The organism is Paraburkholderia sp. Ac-20342 (assembly GCF_017104985.1).
GTDB lineage: Bacteria > Pseudomonadota > Gammaproteobacteria > Burkholderiales > Burkholderiaceae > Paraburkholderia.
The window spans coordinates 63,677-80,865 of record NZ_JAAGPQ010000020.1; the positions used below are offsets into that span (position 1 = coordinate 63,677).

14 protein-coding genes are annotated in these 17,189 nt (G+C 65.7%); 6 read left to right on the top strand and 8 right to left on the bottom strand.

Translation table 11 applies throughout. From position 1 onward, the window contains the following. Positions 1 to 8 precede the first annotated feature (8 nt). Both G3N58_RS11090 and G3N58_RS11095 read right to left on the bottom strand, forming a co-directional pair. Positions 9 to 923: a MurR/RpiR family transcriptional regulator gene (locus tag G3N58_RS11090; protein ID WP_167049815.1), complete on the bottom strand. Its 915-nt coding sequence runs from the start codon at positions 921 to 923 to the stop codon at positions 9 to 11. Positions 924 to 1,037: 114 nt separating this feature from the next. Further along, entirely contained in the window at positions 1,038 to 1,925 is an 888-nt protein-coding gene (locus tag G3N58_RS11095; protein WP_205990790.1) for a DMT family transporter, read from the bottom strand. A 111-nt stretch (positions 1,926 to 2,036) separates the two neighbouring features. Between G3N58_RS11095 and G3N58_RS11100 the strand changes: the two genes are divergently transcribed. Beyond that, a complete protein-coding gene (locus G3N58_RS11100; protein WP_167049819.1) occupies positions 2,037 to 3,476 on the top strand; it encodes a PLP-dependent aminotransferase family protein in 1,440 nt (479 codons plus the stop codon). A 30-nt stretch (positions 3,477 to 3,506) separates the two neighbouring features. Here G3N58_RS11100 and G3N58_RS11105 read toward each other — a convergent pair whose 3' ends face one another. From G3N58_RS11105 to G3N58_RS11115, 3 genes are all read right to left on the bottom strand, one after another. Further along, positions 3,507 to 4,598: a TAXI family TRAP transporter solute-binding subunit gene (locus G3N58_RS11105; protein WP_167049821.1), complete on the bottom strand. Its 1,092-nt coding sequence runs from the start codon at positions 4,596 to 4,598 to the stop codon at positions 3,507 to 3,509. Positions 4,599 to 4,876: 278 nt separating this feature from the next. Beyond that, on the bottom strand, positions 4,877 to 5,965 hold the full coding sequence (locus G3N58_RS11110; RefSeq protein ID WP_205999180.1) for a hypothetical protein: 1,089 nt from the start codon (positions 5,963 to 5,965) through the stop codon (positions 4,877 to 4,879). Positions 5,966 to 6,389: 424 nt separating this feature from the next. Beyond that, positions 6,390 to 7,922, bottom strand: coding sequence for an MDR family MFS transporter (locus tag G3N58_RS11115; protein WP_167049825.1), 1,533 nt, complete (start codon positions 7,920 to 7,922; stop codon positions 6,390 to 6,392). Between the two features lie 75 nt (positions 7,923 to 7,997). Between G3N58_RS11115 and G3N58_RS11120 the strand changes: the two genes are divergently transcribed. Then, the gene (locus G3N58_RS11120; protein WP_205193380.1) at positions 7,998 to 8,855 is read left to right on the top strand and encodes a TetR/AcrR family transcriptional regulator; all 858 of its coding nucleotides are present in this window, start codon (positions 7,998 to 8,000) and stop codon (positions 8,853 to 8,855) included. A 790-nt stretch (positions 8,856 to 9,645) separates the two neighbouring features. Continuing rightward, positions 9,646 to 10,158 (top strand): response regulator, encoded by a 513-nt coding sequence (locus G3N58_RS11125; protein WP_167049829.1) that lies wholly within the window; start codon positions 9,646 to 9,648, stop codon positions 10,156 to 10,158. Positions 10,159 to 10,280: 122 nt separating this feature from the next. Here G3N58_RS11125 and G3N58_RS11130 read toward each other — a convergent pair whose 3' ends face one another. Both G3N58_RS11130 and G3N58_RS11135 read right to left on the bottom strand, forming a co-directional pair. Further along, positions 10,281 to 10,874, bottom strand: a complete 594-nt coding sequence (locus G3N58_RS11130; RefSeq protein ID WP_167049831.1) for a Fur family transcriptional regulator — start codon at positions 10,872 to 10,874, stop codon at positions 10,281 to 10,283. A 70-nt stretch (positions 10,875 to 10,944) separates the two neighbouring features. Then, positions 10,945 to 11,571, bottom strand: a complete 627-nt coding sequence (locus G3N58_RS11135) for a glutathione S-transferase (RefSeq protein ID WP_205999181.1) — start codon at positions 11,569 to 11,571, stop codon at positions 10,945 to 10,947. A 216-nt stretch (positions 11,572 to 11,787) separates the two neighbouring features. On the opposite strand from G3N58_RS11135, the gene G3N58_RS11140 reads away from it, so the two are divergent. Then, positions 11,788 to 13,455, top strand: a complete 1,668-nt coding sequence (locus tag G3N58_RS11140) for an ATP-binding domain-containing protein (RefSeq protein ID WP_205999182.1) — start codon at positions 11,788 to 11,790, stop codon at positions 13,453 to 13,455. A 52-nt stretch (positions 13,456 to 13,507) separates the two neighbouring features. Here the strand turns inward: G3N58_RS11140 and G3N58_RS11145 are convergent, their stop codons facing one another. Next, positions 13,508 to 14,455, bottom strand: a complete 948-nt coding sequence (locus G3N58_RS11145) for a phosphoribosyltransferase (RefSeq protein WP_167049837.1) — start codon at positions 14,453 to 14,455, stop codon at positions 13,508 to 13,510. 363 nt (positions 14,456 to 14,818) lie between these two features. Between G3N58_RS11145 and G3N58_RS11150 the strand changes: the two genes are divergently transcribed. Further along, a complete protein-coding gene (locus G3N58_RS11150; RefSeq protein WP_205999183.1) occupies positions 14,819 to 15,376 on the top strand; it encodes a molybdopterin-dependent oxidoreductase in 558 nt (185 codons plus the stop codon). Beyond that, positions 15,346 to 17,184 carry an ATP-binding protein gene (locus G3N58_RS11155; RefSeq protein ID WP_167049841.1) on the top strand — a complete coding sequence of 613 codons (1,839 nt, stop codon included), beginning with the start codon at positions 15,346 to 15,348 and terminating at the stop codon, positions 17,182 to 17,184. The genes G3N58_RS11150 and G3N58_RS11155 overlap by 31 nt, the downstream gene beginning before the upstream one ends. The last annotated feature ends 5 nt before the right edge of the window (positions 17,185 to 17,189 follow it).

The window sequence follows — 17,189 nt, forward strand, 5'->3', positions numbered from 1 at the left end:
CCGAGGCCTCAAAGATCGAACTGATCGAATTCGCTCTGCAATTCGCGGTTGCGCGCGACGCGCTCGTCGATGGCCGGCCCGAGCCGCTCCACCACGGCCGAGATCAGCAGATTGAACAGGCACGTGAGCGGTGCGAGCGAATCCCAGAACTGGCCGACGTCGGTCTTCACCTGCAGAAGATCGCCCTCGAAATCGCGCGCCCACGGGCAGTAAATGTCGGTGACGAGCGCGAAGGGCAGGCCGCGGCGCGAGGCGGCTTCGCAATAGCGGCGCGCGATGGCCGAGTACGCGCGCGTGTCGGTGACGATCAGATACGGTGCGTTGAATTCCGAGTTCAGCGAATCGACGTAGGAGCCCGACATGCCGTCGGAATAGAACACGCGCGGGCGGATGTATTCGAGGTAGCTGTAGAACGCATTGCCGATGCCGCGCGTCGACTGGATGCCGAGAATGTAAATGGCCTCGGCATGCGCGATGCGTTCGGCGACGCGCGCGAACACCGGCGAGCGCGCGAGTTCGTACACATGCTGGATCGCGCCGATTTCGAGTTCGAGCGATTGCGCGAGCGTCGCGTCGCGCGCAGACGAAGCGCCGGCATCGCCGGCGGCGGGCGTGCCGCCTTGCGCGTGAGCGGCTTCGTGCGTGCCGCGGCGGAACGCATCGAGCCGGTCGGTGATGAGCCACGGACGTTGCTGTGTGGTGCCGCGCAGTTCGCGCTTGAGATCGTCGAGATTGCGGTAGCCGATGCTGCGCAGAAAGCGGCCGACGGAGATGCCGCTCGTGCCGGCTTGCTGCGCGATCTGGTCAGCGGTCTCGAGGCCGAGCCGGTCGAGGTTCGCGAGCATGTAGCTGGCGACGCGTTTCGAAGTCGGCGTGAGTTCGGCAAAACGGGCTTCGACGGTTTGGGCAAAGGCGGTCGGCATCGGCGGTCGCGGCGCGGGGCAGGGGGTGAGCCATCGTCGGCATGATGACATATCGACCCGCGGGCCGCGCGATTCGATCCCGAAAAAGGCCGGCGGTTTTGGCCGGCCCGGGTGTCAGGCGGCGCGCCGCGCCGGCGCCGCGCGCGAGAAACGCCGCGCGAAGGCCACGCAGGCGACCACGACGACGGTGACGAGAATCATCGACGGCGGCACCTGTTCGTGCAGCAGCAGTCCCGCGAGCAGCAGGCCGAAGAACGGCTGCAACAGCTGCAACTGTCCGACCGCTGCGATGCCGCCGAGCGCGAGCCCTCGATACCAGAACACGAAGCCGATCAGCATGCTGAAGAGCGACACGTAGGCGAGGCCCCACAGTGCCGCCGCGCCGATGCCCGCGAACGAGGCGGGCCGCGTCCACCACGCGAGCGGCAGCATCAGCGGCAGCGACAGCACGAGCGCCCACGAGATCACCTGCCAGCCGCCGAGATGGCGCGAGAGGCGCGCGCCTTCCGCATAGCCGAGCCCGCAGACGACGATGGCGGCGAGCATCAGCGCGTCGCCGAGCGGCGAAGCGTCGACGCCGTGCCGCAACGCGAACGCGACGACTGCACCGCTGCCGAGCGCCGAAAACAGCCAGAACGCGGTCTGCGGCCGCTCGCCGCCGCGCAGCACGCCGAAGATCGCGGTCGCAAGCGGCAGCAGGCCGATAAACACGACCGCATGCGCGGCGCTCACGTGACGCAGCGCGAGTGCCGTCAGGAGCGGAAAACCGACCACGACGCCGAGCGCGACCACGACGAGCGGCAGCACGTCGCGCCGCACGGGCCGCGTCTCGCGAAACGCGAGCAACAGTAGCAGGCCGAGGAGACCCGCGATCGTCGCGCGCGCGACGGTCAGAAACACCGGGTCGAGCCCTTGCACGGCAAGACGCGTGGCCGGCAGCGAACCGCTGAAAATCAGCACGCCGGCGAGACCGCTGAGCCAGCCGTTGGTTGTCTTGTCCATTGAAGTTATCCCGCCTGTCGAGGAAGCACCATGATGCGCTCCGGTGCCGGAAACGGTAAGCTACAGATCAGTACACTTTGCACAAACTGTATTGAACATGGAGCAGTACAGATGACGGAAAACGGGAACAGCGGGGCGCCTTCGGGCACCCGGGTCGAGCGCGTGATGAACAGCCTGCGCGAGCGCATCGCGAGCCGTTCGCTGATGCCGGGCTCGCGCGTGCCGTCGATCCGCGCGATGACCGGCACGCTCGGCGTGTCGAAGTCGACGGTGGTGGAAGCCTACGATCGTCTGGTCGCCGAAGGGGTGATCGTCGCGCGGCGCGGCTCCGGTTTCTTCGTGTCGGGCCATGCGCCGCCGTTCGCGCTCGCCGATCTCGGGCCGCGCCTCGATCGCGAGGTCGATCCGCTGTGGCTCACGCGGCAGTCGCTGGAAACGGACTCGAAAGTGCTGAAACCGGGCTGCGGCTGGATGCCGGCGTCGTGGCTGCCCGAAGACGGCGTGCGCCGCGCGCTGCGCGCGGTCGCGCGCGACCCGCAGGCATCGCTTGCCGACTACGCGAGTCCGGCCGGCTGGCCGGCGCTGCGTCAGCAGCTTGCATGGCGGCTCGCGCAGCATGGCGTCGATGCGCCGCCCGAGCAGATCATGCTGACCGACGGCGCCACGCATGCGCTCGACCTCGTGTGTCGCTTCCTGCTCGAACCGGGCGATACGGTGCTGATCGACGATCCGTGCTACTTCAATTTCCAGGCCTTGCTGCGCGCGCACCGCGTGCGGATCGAGAGCGTGCCGTATACGCCGCAAGGACCGGATCTCGCGGCATTCGAGCGCGCGCTGATCGAGCATCGTCCGCGCCTCTACGTGACCAACTCGGCGATTCACAATCCGACCGGCGCGACGCTCGCGCCGGCCGTCGCGCATCGGCTGCTCAAGCTCGCGGGCGAGCACGATCTGCTGATCGTCGAGGACGACATCTTCGCCGACTTCGAGGACGAAGCCGCGCCGCGTCTTGCCGCGTTCGACGGGCTCGCGCGCGTGGTGTCGATCGGCAGCCTGTCGAAGACGCTGTCGGCGGCGGTGCGCTGCGGCTATATCGCCGCGCGCGCCGAATGGATCGAGCCGCTGATCGATCTGAAGCTCGCGACGTCGTTCGGCAACGGCCAGCTCGCGGCGGGCGTCGTGCATCGCATGCTCGTGGACGGCACCTATCGGCGCCATCTCGAAGCGATGCGCGCGAAGCTTGCCGATGCGATGGGCGAGACGATCCGGCGTCTCGGCTATGCGGGCCTTGATATCTGGACGCGGCCGCGCGCGGGGTTGTTCGTGTGGGCGCGTCTACCCGATGGGCTCGATGGCGCCGAGATCGCGCGTCATGCGTTGTCGGCCGGCGTGGTGTTCGCGCCGGGCAACGTGTTCAGCGCATCGCGGGCGGCCGCGGGCTTTCTGCGCTTTAACGTATCGCAATGCAATCGCCCGAAGGTCTACGAGGCATTGCAGCGGGCGATGGAAGCGAGTGCCGTGGCGGGTGCGACGCAGCGCGAGCGCGTTTGAACGCTCGCGTTTTTGCCCTACCGGCAAGCGCTATTTGCACAGCAGAAGCAGGCGCTCCTGGTCCGTGCAGGGCGTGCGCGGTTTCTGCGCGGCCTGGGTGGGCTGAGTGGTTTGAGCCGCCGCCGCGTTTATCGCCGCGCCGCGGTTCGCGATGCAGGCGCGCAGATGTTTTTCGACGGGGCCGTAGTACTTCCATCCGCGCACGAGCGTCGGCAGTTCGAGCTTCACCTGTTTCCATTTCGGATGGCCGTGCTCCTGCAGATTGTCGAAGTTCGCGCACAGCGAGTCGGCGAAATGATTCAGATTGCTGACGGTATCGCGCAGACCGTAGTCGTAGGTCACGAGAAACGCCTTCACGGTCAGGCCGGGCACGTCTTCCTTGAGCCAGCCCGGATAGCTGCTCTGACGGATCGTGGTCGGGAAGTAGGTCTGCTTCGCGCGGTTCGTTTCCGGCGCATTGGGGTCGGCGCGCAGCAGGCGCAACTGTTGCAGCAGGTCGGGACTCATGTCGTTGAAGAGCTTGGCGGGCTGCCCGACCACGATGATCGCGACGTCGATCTTCTTCACGATCAATGCGGCGAGCGCGTCCTCGTTGCTCAGGTGCTGGATGTTCTGCTCGGGAATCGGCTGGCCGAACATCAGGCGATAAAGCGTCGTTGCCGACTGCGCGGTGCCGCTGCCGAGCAGGCCGACGCTGATGGTTTTGTCCTTGATGTCGGCCAGCGTTTTCAGCGGCGAATCCGCGCGCACGACGACGTTGATCTCCTCGTCGTAGAGCGGCATGATGAGCCGCAATGGCCGGATCGTCGTGCCCGCTTCGGGGTTGCCCGAGTTCGCCATGTCGACGAATGCCTGGTACACGTCGGACTGCACGAGCGCGAGCTTTACGCCGGGCTCGAAGCGCATGCGCTGCACGTTTTCGGCCGAGCCTTTCGAGGCGACCACTTCCAGATCGATGCCGACCGGTTGCGCCACCCATTTCGCCAGATCGTTGCCGAACTGGATATACGTGCCGCGCTCGGGCCCCGTGACGATCTTGTAGTGAGCCGGTTCCGCACTTGCCAGCGAACCCACGACCAGCGCCGCCAGCCCCAGCCATCCCGCGAGAAGTCTCTTCAGCATGGTCTCTACCTATCGGTCAGGTTTATCGAGCTTCCCGCGTCGGCGCGCGCGAAGCGCCAGTGATCCGGCTGTGATGTCATGTTCGAGGTGCCGCGATGCCTGGATCCGTCTGTTTCCGCTCAGAGAAAGCACGATAAGGTGTGCGTTGGTATGGAGCATGGCAATTTATTCGGTATCCAGATAAAAAATTGCATGCCGGAAGGCGGCGAGACGATTTCCTGCCTTTCGAGCGTGCGTGCGAGTGTGCGCGTTGTTGCCGATCTGCTGTCGCTCTCCTGTTAATCGCGTCGAGGCGGCGGCGTTTGCAGTTGCGTTTGCGCGATCGGCTTGCCTTGTGCCGCGCCGGTGGCCGACGCGTGCGGATTGAGCGGCGCCCAGCCGGTCTCGCGAATCACACGTTCGAGAATGTTCTTCGCCATGTCGTTGCCACTGTCGATCGCCAGAGCCTCGTTCGCGTGCTGACGCGCGCACGGCCACGACTGTTGCGCGACGCAAGCCTGCGCGGCCTGCAACGCGCTGTCGCGGCGCTCGGTGAGGGGACGTAACTGCGCGGCCAGATCTTTCGCGTCGGCGTTGCCCGGTTGTAACGTTTGCGCGGCGGCGAGCGCGGCTTGTGCCTTGGACAGATCATTGCCGCGCAACGCGAGACGCGCAGCATCGAGTGCCCGCGTCGCGTCGCGGAACTGCATCGGCGGTTTCGCGGGCGCGGCGAGAACCGGTGGCGCGACAGGTGCGACAGGCGTAACCGGAACGACTGGCGTCGTGGGCCTGACCGCGGCCGGTGAATTCGCGGTCAGCGATTGCGTGACGGAAGGCGCCGACGCTAGTGGCGCGATCGTGCCGGTCGTCATTCTGGCATCCTGATTAATTGCATCGGCACTTTCATCCTCGTTGTCGGCGCCATCGCTAAAGAGGGTATAGCCGACATACGCCAGGGCAATGGCGACAAGCGCGCCGAGCACATACAGCACGCGTCGGATCGTCCGCGTTGTATTACGCGGCACATACACAGGTTCTTCTTCGAGCAGCGGATCCGGCGTATCGGGCGAGACGAGCGCCGTGCGCATGGCCGGCTTGCGGGGCCAGACTTCGTCATGGCGCGCCGGATGGGCGACGAGGCTTCTCTCGTCCTGCGGGTCCGATGCGTTCAGCCCGGTTTCGAAACTCTGTAAGGGCTTATGCATCGTGCTCGCGCAACTGCCCGGTATTTCGGTGCGTGTGTGAGGATGCAGGGCGGGGGCCGCATCCGCATCGAAGGGATGCGCGGCGCCGCAATACGGGCAGCGCGCAACCTGCCGGTACAGCGCGCCGCCGCAGCGTTTGCAGGGCATCGGAAAGCTATGGCCGGTTGCGGTCTGTATGGACATGCCGTGGACCCACCTGTGGAAAACGATGCCGTAAAGGCATGCTCCGGATCGTGTTGAGGCTGGAAGCTGGTCCGCGGAATCACGATCCACATGCGCCGGAGAGTCTCGCAGACGTAGGCCGCGCCTACGTTGCCGCTATTTCCAATATGTGGCGTTTCGCCGGGAACGTCAATCTGCTTTCATACCCGACCTGTGTGCGCTAGCACACATTCGGAAGCAGGACGAAACAGTGCTCATGCGTTGAGAACGAATGGACGTATGGCTTTTTGCACGTCGTTTGCGAGTGAACGCATTGCGCGAGTAGAGAAGAGCGGGATGGGCAATGAAACGGGCAATGAAATGAAGCGAGGCCGACGCGTTTTGCGTACGGCCTCGCGAGAGCGTCATCGTTAAGTGCTTGCATCAGGATGCAGGCACGTCGGGATTATTGCTTGCGCAGCGGATGATCCTTCAGCAGCCACGCGAGTGCGAAAGCGAGCACCACGACGCACGCGGCCGACAGATACACCGTGTGCAGCGCACCGGAAAACGCATGCAGATAATCGTTGCGCAATGCTTCGGGCAACTGTTGAATCGCGGCAGGGCCCAGGGCGTGCGGCAGTTCGGTATCGGCGGGAATCAGCTTTTCGAGGCGCGCGGCGAGGCCGTTCGAAAACACCGCGCCGAAACTGGCGACGCCGATCGAGCCGCCGATCGAGCGGAACAGCGTCACGCCCGATGTCGAGACGCCCATATGCCGGAACTCGACGGTGTTCTGAACGGCGAGAACCAGCACCTGCATCACCATGCCGAGACCGAAGCCGAGCAGGCCCATGTACAGATACATCACATGGATCGGCGTGTCGATCTGCAGGCGCGCGAGTAGCAGCATCGCGATCGATACGAGACACGTACCCATGATCGGGAACATGCGGTACTTGCCGATCTTGCTGATGACACGGCCGGTCACCATCGACATGATGAAGAGCCCGCCCATCATCGGTAGCATCTGCATGCCGGCCTCAGATGGCGTGGAGCCTTTCACCACTTGCAGGTAGAGCGGGATGAACGTTACCGAGCCGAACAGCGACACGCCGATGATGAAGCTGATGAGACTGCTCAGCACGAACGTGCGGTCTCTGAACAGTTCGAGCGGCATGATCGGTTCGACCGCGCTGCGTTCTTCGTGGATGAAGCCCCAGATCGACACGAGCCCCATGCCGAGCGTGAACCACAGTTGCGGCGACGACCACGGCAGGATCGTGCCGCCCTGGCTCGTGAACAGGATGATGCAGGTTAGCGCGCCGGCGAGAAACGCGGCGCCCATATAGTCGATCGTATGCTTCACGTGACGAACGTGCGGTCGGAAAACCGCGCCGATCACGACGAGCGAAACGATGCCGAGCGGCAGGTTGATATAGAAAATCCAGCGCCACGTCAGGTGTTCGACGAGAAAGCCGCCGAGCAGCGGGCCGATGACCGTGGCAAGACCGAACACGCCGCCGAACACGCCTTGATAGCGGCCGCGTTCGGCGGGCGGAATCACGTCGGCGATCGCGGCCATCGTCACGACGAGCAGGCCGCCGCCGCCGAGCCCTTGCAGCGCGCGCAACACGATCAGCTGGCCCATGTTCTGCGCGATGCCGCACAGCGCGGAGCCGACGAGGAACACGACGATCGCGGTTTGCAGCACGATCTTGCGGCCGAACAGGTCGCCGAATTTGCCATACAGCGGTACGACGATCGTCGAGGTGAGCAGGTAGGCGGTCACGACCCACGACAGGTTGTTGAGCCCGCCGAGTTCGCCGACGATGGTCGGCAGTGCGGTCGAGACGATCGTTTGATCGAGCGCGGCGAGCAGCATGACCAGCAGCAGCGCCGGAAACAGCAACCGGATCGGCGGATGGTCGGCGGCCGAAGCAGACCGCGAATCCGGCGGCGCGGATTCGACCGGCTGGGTCGTGGCGGGTTGTTCCATGGCGGAGACGCATTGAAATTAATTAATTGAGAGATTAATATATTCGACATTGTCTCTCACGTCAAATTGAATGCAATGGCAAGGATCTCGTCAGATGGCTCCGCGGTTGATAACCCCACGGTGAACGTGGCATCGTCGCCGCGTGCGCGGGGTAGCGCTCAGGAGCGTAATGCCGAGCGCGGTTCGTCGAAGCGCGGCACCGTCAAGGCAGCACAAGCTACGGCACACGCGGATACTGCAACCGATGCGGCAACTGATACAGCAACCGACACGAGCGCCGCATCGCCCGCTGCCCGCCGTCCGGGCCGGCCGACCGGCGCCGCACGCGGTCCCGAGCAACGCGCCCGTTTGCTCGATGCGGCGCTCCGGCTATTCGCGAAGCAGGGCATCGTAGAGACTTCGCTCGGCGAGATCGCGCGCGAAGCCGGCTTCACGCCCGCGATGGTGCATTACTACTTCAAGACACGCGATCAGTTGCTCGACGTGCTGATCGATGAATGTTTCGCACCGTTACGCGCGAGCTTCGGCGTGCCGTTCCAGGAGAATCCCGACGATCCGGTCGCGGCGATCACGCAGCTCGCGCGGCGGCTCGTGCAGGTCGCGGACGACTATCCGTGGTTTGCGTCGTTATGGGTGCGCGAAGTCATCAGCGACGGCGGGCTGCTGCGCCAGCGCATGCACGAGCGCTTCGGCAATGCGAATCAGAAGGCCTCGCTATCGGCCATCGCGCGCTGGCAGAAAGAGGGGCGTCTGAACGCGGCGCTCGAACCCGCGCTCGTGTTCGTCACGTTGCTGGGCATGACGATCCTGCCGCTCGCGACCTCGAAGCTGTGGGGCAACGATCCGATGCGGCGCAACATCGGCGGCGAGGAGATCGCGCGCCATGCGGTCGCGTTGCTGATGCACGGCATCGGCGCGAAGAAGGGCAAGTGAAGTTCAAGTGAGGCTCGCTCAAGACGACTCTTGCGAACGCCCTTCAGACGCCCGTCCAATTCCGTGTTTCTTTTTCCCGTCCTCGAACGTCGCTTTTGTCGCTTCCTTTGTCCCTTCATTCGGCGCTTCATTCGGCGCTTCATTCGGCGGATCAATCCCGAGCCGCGCCGCATCGCCGCAAACCCATTCGATGAGCAAGGCTTCGAGCCGGCCCTGCCAGGCCGCGGCTTGCGCAAGGTCGGCCGTTCAAGCCTAAGCTTCTGCAAAATGCGCCAGGCGCGGCAAGCGCACACTAGCGTGCCCATGATGACAGCGCCGCTGCCGGTCTTATCGGCTGCGTACCGACGGCTTCTCGTGCGAACGCGTTTCGCGCGCCGCGAAGCACTGCGGCAAGGCACGTGACGTGCTATTCATGGAGACCGAGGCGGGATGAACGCGGCCGCCGCGCGTAACCCGCGTGTAACCCACGTGCAACAAACGAGGGCGTCGCAGCCGCGCAAGCAATTCGACGGGCAGAAAAGAAACGAGACAATGCCGAGTGGCACGGCCCATGCGAGCGGGGTTGGGCACGAGCCGCGCCGGTAAATCGGTTGCCGGCAATCGGCGAGCCGTGGCAATACTGGGGAAGACGGGCAGGCGAAGCGCGGTGAATACCGGCGGCCGTTTTTTCATCAGCGTGCAATTTTGGCGCGTTACCGTGCGCACGCGTTGTACTCGGGAAGGTGATGAGCGCGATGTTTTACAATCGCGAACCTGTCTGCAACTCGGCGTGCGAAATCGAGTCGGAACCATGGACAGCAACACCGTAGCCGCGCAGATCGGCGGCAAGCAGCAGAGTGAAACATTGGCCGGTTCGGACGGCCTAACCGCTTTTCCAGAGCAACAACAGAAGATGAACGGAGCAATGAGGCTCGATCACGCCACGATCGTGCTGGTAGAGGACGACCCGGACAGCCGGGAGTCGCTGACCTTGTTACTCGAGGCGGAAGGCGCGAAGGTTTGCGCGGTGGCGGATGCGGAAGAGGGCGTGGAAGCGGCAATGCGCCTGTTGCCCGATGCGGTCGTCTGCGATCTCGATCTGCCGACGATGGACGGCTTCTATCTGATCCAGCGGCTGCGCGACCACGAGATTTGCGGCGGTCATTCGCCGGCGGTGGCCGTGGCCCTCACCGGCCATACCGACGACGCCTACCGTCTGCGCAGCATCGGCGAAGGCTTTCAGCATTTCATGACCAAACCCGCCTTGCCCGACGATCTGGTGACGCTGTTGCACGACGCGATCGACGCACGCGCGGCCGGTTGAGCGTCGCGGCGAATCCCGGCCGGAGTGCGCGGCAAGGCGCTGCCGCGCGATTGGCGCAACCTGCGCACCGGGTGCGCCAGCCGCGCCTGACCTGGTGCCGGCGCATGCTTGAGCCGCGATGATTACTTCGCCGCGGCCACCCGCGTTGCGGCACCTTCCGCCTGTTGCGCCTGGCAGGCGGAACACAATCCCTTCAACTCGATTTCATCGCTCGCGAGGCGGTAGCCCGCGTCTTCGATCTGCGCGACGAGCGACTGGCGCAGCTTCGGCTGGTGCAACTCGGTGACACTGCCGCATTGCTGGCAGACCACGAGAATGCCGTGCTGGCACTGCGTCAGGTCGTGGCACACGGTGAAGGCGTTGATCGATTCGATCCGATGCACGAGGCCGGCCGAGAGCAGGAAGTCGAGCGCGCGGTAGACGGTCGGCGGCGCCGAGCCGGGATGGATCTGGCGCATTTCGTCGAGCAGCGAATACGCCTTGGTCGCGCGCCCCGAATTCAGCAGCAGTTCGAGCACCTTACGCCGGATCGGCGTGAGCTTTTCGCCGCGCTCGCGGCAATATTCCTCGGCGAGCGCGAGGGCGGCTTCCTGCGAGGCGCCATGCGTGTGCGCGGCCTCATGATGCGCATGATGGCCGTGAGCATCGGCGGAATGGGCGGGAGTGGCCTGAGGGCCGGTTGCGGCGGGCTTGGCGACGGGCTTGGCGATCTTCATGCGTCGATTATAGAGGTCTCCACGTGATGCCGTGCCCGGCCGTGACCGAGCGCCAGCTCCGGACGCCACTTCAAGTTAGCGGAAAGTCGACGTATTTCCTGAAGCCCGAGCGTGTGGCGATGCGCGAATACCAACGCTCGAGATTCGGCAGCGGCGGCCGCTCGATGCCGTCGAGCCCGAACCAGCGCTTCGCATATGCGCCGATCACGATGTCGGCCAGCGTGAACTTCTCGCCTTCGAGAAAGAAGCGTCCTTGCAGATGCGCGTCGAGCAGGCGCCACAACTGGCCGACGGCGGCGACATCGGTGGCGAGCCGGGCCATGTCGCGCTGCTCCGCCGGCGTGCGCACGAGCGTCCAGAACACCGGGCGCTCGGCGGGCTGCAGTGTCGACAGCGACCAGTCGAGCCAGCGGTCGACGCTCGCGCGCAGCTTCGGCTCGGCCGGATACAGCAGGCTCGATTCGCCGTATTGCATCGCGAGATAGCGCAGGATCGAGTTGGATTCCCACAGCACGAAGTCGTCGTCGACCAGCGTCGGAATCTTGCCGGTCGGATTCATCGCGAGATAGTCGGGTTCGTTGTTGCGGCCGAATTGCAGACCGGCGTCGATGCGCTCGAACGGCAGCACGAGTTCGTCGCAGCACCACAAGACTTTCTGGACGTTGACCGAATTGGTGCGTCCCCAGATCGTAATCATCCGGCGAATCCTTTTCTTTTACGGTGGGTAAGCCGCGCCTCGCGCGCGGCGTTCGCCGGTAACGATACACGATGCGCGCGCGAGTGCGGGCGTGGCTCTGCTGCGTGCGACGGCGTTGCGTACAATGGCCGCACACCGGATCGCGCGTCCTGGCGCATGCATCTGCGCATCTGAACCACGCACTTCATCCACACGCTTCTCCCATTGAGGCACTGCATGGCCCGTATTGTTCCCGACGACTGGAAGAGCCTCGAAGCGACCGGCGCGGCCGCGCGCGAACGCGAAACGCTGGCGCTGCTCGAAAAGGCGCTGCCGGCCGACTACACGGTCTACCACGGCGTGCACTGGACGCGCCTGAACCAGAACTTCTCGGTGTTCGGCGAGGCCGATTTCGTGATCGTGAGCCCGGCGGGGCGCGTGATGATCGTCGAACAGAAAACGGGTTTTCTGCGCGAAACGCCGAAAGGGCTCGTCAAGGTCTATCTGCAGACCGAGCGCAATGTCGCGATCGCGCTCGCGCATACGATCGAGGGGCTGCATCGGCGCTTCACCGCGGCGTTCGGCGCCGGCACGTATTTCATCGAGGAGCTGCTGTACTGTCCCGATCACATCGTCAAGGATGCGGCGATTGCCGGCGTGAACCCGGCGCGCATCGTCGACGCGAACCGGCGCGACCGGCTCGCGGCCGTGATTCGCGAAGCGCTGCCGGCCGACGAGCCGCGCCTTGCCTGCGCCTCGAAAATCCACCACTTTCTCGCCGACGAACTCGCGCTCACGCCCGATACGAGCGCGCTCGTCGGGCAGGCAGGCACGCTCGTCACGCGTCTCGCGGGCGGGCTCGCGACGTGGGCGCGGCGGCTCGAATTCGCGCCGTTCCGGCTGCGCGTGATCGGCACGGCGGGCTCGGGCAAGACCCAGCTCGCGGTGCAGGTGATGAAGGATGCGGTCGCGCGCGGCCAGCGTCCGCTCTATGTGTGTTTCAACCGGCCACTCGCCGATCACATCGCGCGGGTCGCGCCGCCCGAGGCGAAGGTCGCGAACTATCACCAGTTGTGCGACTGGGTCGCGCGCGATGCGGGCCGCACGCCCGATTTCCAGTCCGCCCAGGTGTTCGATCGGCTGGAAGCGGTGTTCGCCGATACGCCGATCGAACCGCGCTGGCAATTCGACGTGCTGATCGTCGACGAAGGGCAGGACTTCCAGCAGCCGTGGGTGGCCGCCCTCGAGCGGCTGCTGCGCCCGGGCGGCGCGTGGTGGTGGCTCGAAGACCCGCTGCAGAACCTCTATATGCGCGAGCCGGTCACGCTGCCGGGCTGGACCACGTTGAAGGAAACCACCAACTACCGGAGCCCGCGCGACATTCTCGACTATCTGCGCGAGGTGCTCGGCGCGTCGGTGCCGCTCGCCGCGGCGCTCGCCTCGGGCAGTCCGTTCGACGGCTCCGAGGTTTCGCTGTCGGTCTACGACGAGGCGCAGGGCGCCGACGGCGTCATTGACGCGACCAAGCGCGCGATCACGCAGGCGTTGTCGCTCGGTTTTCGCAAGCAGGACATCGCCGTGCTGTCGTTTCGCGGCCGCGAGGGTTCGGCGATGAGCGCGCTCGATCAGCTCGGGCCGCATCGGCTGCGCAGTTTCACCGGCAAATACGATCTGTTCGGCAACCCCGAGTATCGCGAAGGGGATGTGCTGTTCGAGTCGATTTATCGCTTCAAGGGCCAGGCCGCGCCGTGTGTGATTTTCACCGAGATCGACTTCGACGCATTCGACGAGCGCAGCGCGCGCAAGCTGTTCGTCGGCGCGACGCGTGCGACCATGAAGCTGATCGTCGTAGCGTCGCAGCGGGCCACGCGGCATTTGCAGCCGCGCGAGGGGAAGGAGACGTAGCGCGACGGCTCGCGAGATTCAGCGAAACCCCGCGAAATTCAGCGCAGCCCGCTCAGCTCCACGCCCGCGCGCCGACCAGCATCCCCGTGCGCGTCAGCGCATCCCACCAGATCACGCGCAAAAGCGGCGCCTGCTGCGCGATCAGCAGCGCCTGCACCGGATCGCTTTCGACAAAATGCGTGACGCCCGCGCGCAGCGCCGCGCCCGCCTTGTGCGCGGCCGCGCCGGCGGGGCTCTCGTCGTGCCGGCCGGGCGCGCGCATCACCAGTTGCAGATGCGCGAAGCCGTGCCGCGCGAGCCATGCCTCGGTGCGCGCGCGATCCATCTCCGGGCGGCCGGTGATGATCGCGCGAACGCGCCGCAGATCGATGCCGGGCAGCACCTCGAACGGCGGCAGCGCGTCGCGTTCGGCGAGCGCGGCGGCGAGGTCTTCGTCGTAGCGCGCGAGCGGCACGTCGGGCAGCAGGATGCCGTCGAGGTCGATCGCGTAGGCCGCGTACTCGTGGTCGTCGGCCATGGCGGACGCGGCGCCGGCCTCGACGCGCGCCCAGTCGTCGCGATAACGCTCGGTGTACGCCTGGCGCTCCCACGGAAACAGTGCGAAATAGCCGCGCGCGTCGATCGCGTAGTCGGGCTGCGTGCGGCTCAGATCGTCGACGGCGCCGGTCAGCGTCTTCACTTCGAGCCCTTCCGCCTGCAGGAACGCGATGCAATCGACGAGCGTGAAGCCGCGCCCGGCGATGTCCTCGCACAGCAGCACCTTCGAGCCGCGAGGCGGAACCGGCAGCGTCGAATCCCACGCGACCTCGCGCGCGCCGCGGTCGTAGCGCAGGAACGCGACCGGCGTGCCAACCGCGTGCGACACCATCAGCGCGAGCGGCGCGCCGCCGCGTAGAATGCCGAGCGCCATCGTGAAGCGCTCGGCGAGCAAGGCGGGTTGCAGCGATTCGATCCAGTGATCGAGCTGTTCGTAGGTGAGGGGCAGGACCGGCTTGTTCATGGCTGTCGAAGCGCTGCGTGGCGCGTGGCGGGCGAGTGTCTCGGCAGGCACGGGAAGCTCGCCGGCGTGGCGCGGCGGTCCCCGTTTTTGCGACACTGGATTTTGGCGATATTATGCATGCGGGTCAAAGATAGCGTGTCGGGGGTGACACGCGTTCGGCGGCGCGGCACGACGTATCGCATGAGATCGCGGCGGTCGCGGCGGGTAGCGGGAGCGCCGTCTCCACCCTGTTGACGCAGGGGCGGCGACCCACGAGGGCGGGGCAAGGGAGCAAGGGGAGTGGGGAAAGCGTCGCGCGCCATCCCGGCGGAGTCGCGCCGCGGGCCGATCCCGCGGATCAACGAAAAACGGATAAGAAAGTCGATGGCCAAAGTCATTGCAACACTGCGCGGCGCAATCAGCGCAAGCGGCGCGCTCGGACCTGTGCGCTGGATGATGGCGCTCGCCTTCGCGCTGACCGCCTGCTGCGCGCAAGCGCAGGAGCCAGCGCAGGCGCCGCCGCTCACGCTCGACGTGTGGGGCAAGATCAGCAACACGAACGACGCGGCGCATCGCGTCTATCATTTCAGCGAAGCCCAGCTGCTTGCGCTGCCCGTTCATTCGATCACGACCGGGACCACCTGGACGCCGCGCTCGACCTTCACGGGTCCGCTGCTCGCCGACGTTCTGAAGACGGTCGGCGCAACCGGCCGCGAGATCGAATTCCGTACCTTCGACGACTACACCTACACCGTGCCGGTCTCGGACGCCGAGCGCTACGGCGTGATCGTCGCGTACAGCATGAACGGCCAGCGCCTGAAAATCAGCGACTTCGGGCCGCTGTTCCTCATCTACCCGCGCGACGAGTTTCCCGATGAACTGACGGGCGCGCTCGGCGACTCGAAATTCGTATGGCAGATCAAGGCTCTCATCGTCAAATAGTGCGCAGTCCGTGGCGCCGCGTGTTCCACGTGCTGATCTGGCTCACCGCGCTGGCGGCACCGGCCGGCGCGATCGGCTATCTGCTCTATGCGAATCTGCTGAACCCGCGCGTGACCGAGCAACTGACCGGCACCTATGACGGTTTCTATTGGGACGCCGCGCAGTTGCAGATCGCGTACGGGCGCTTCGAGAGCCAACTGCTGCTGTATCAGTCCGGTGTCGACGACGACTATCAGCGGCTGCAACTGCGTTTCCAGCTGCTGCAATCGAAGCTGCGCGTAATCGACGGCTCGACGCACCGGCTCGCCGCGCAACTCGCGCTGCTGCAGCGTCAGCTCGACGAGATCGGGGCGCTCGAACAGGTGCTCGACGATATCCAGCCCGAGGTCGACGCGCTGCCGCGAGACCGCGGCGGCGCCGCGCAGATCGTCTCCAAACTGCGCCAGCACTGGAACGAGGTCAACGATCTCGCGCTCTCGCGCCGTTTCGCCGACGTCGCCGACCGCGAGGCGATGAACCGCGATTTCATCGACAAGCGCCGCATGCTGTTCGCGGGCGGGCTGTTGCTGCTGTTGCTGTCGGCGGCGGCGACGCTGCTGCTCGTGCTGAACGGCCGGCGCCGCGCGCGGCTCATGCATCAGCAGCGCGCGGCGCTCGACGCCGAGCATCAGGCAAGCCGCGCGGCGCGCGAGGCGAGTCTCGCGAAGGACGCGTTTCTCGGCATGATCAGCCATGAGTTGCGCACGCCCTTGCATGCGATCGTGTCGTCGGTCGAACTGCTCGGCTTCAACTATCACTCGGAGGCCGACCGCAAGGTGATCCAGCGGCTCGAAACCGCGGCGCGCCATCTCGAAGCGCAGATGAAGGACCTGACCGACTACGCACGCCTCGGTGCCGGCAAGCTCGAATTGCGGCACGAGCATTTCGAGCCGCGCGAGCTGCTCGCGTCGATCGTCGACGAACACACGATGTCGGCCGAAGCGCGCGGGCTCAAGCTCGACAGCGAGGCGAGCGGCGTGAGCGGGCTCGTCGAGTCGGACCCGCACCGCATCCGCCAGATCGTCAGCAACCTCGTCACGAATGCGATCCGCTATACCGAAACCGGCACCGTGCGCGTACGGTTGCTGCAGCGGCCGGCGCTGCTGAGCTTCGTCGTCAGCGATACGGGGCCGGGCGTGCCGAACGCGCAGATTCCGCTGATCTTCCAGGAGTTCACGCAACTCGACGCCTCGCGCACGCGCCGCTACGAGGGTGCGGGGATGGGACTCACGATCGTGCAGGGGCTCGTGAAGCTGTTCGGCGGCACGGTCGACGTCGCGAGCACGCTCGGCGAAGGCACGACCTTCACGGTGACGATTCCGGTCGTGCCGGTCTCGACGGTCGAGCCGACCGGTGTCGCGGCGCAGGCCGAGCCGGGCGGCGCGCGGCCGTGCGTGCTGATCGTCGACGACAACCGGCTGATCCGCGAGTCGTTCAGCGAAATGGTCGCGCACATGGGCTATGACGCGCATGCGCTCGGCAATGCCGACGACGCGCTTGCGTGGCTCGACACGCACCGTTGCGACGTGGTGCTGCTCGATCTGCATATGCCGGAGCGCGACGGCTATACGTTTCTCGCGGAGTTCGCGACGCGCGGCGGGCCGTCGGCGGGCGTGCCGGTAATCGTGGTCAGCGCCTATGCGCCGGAGGTCGTGCGGGAAGGAGAAGGCGGCTCGCCGGAATTCTTCGAGGCGTTATTAAAGCCGGTACATTACGGTGATTTGCGCAATGCGCTGCAGCGGGCGTTAGCGGCGCGGCATGCGCTGTGAGGCGC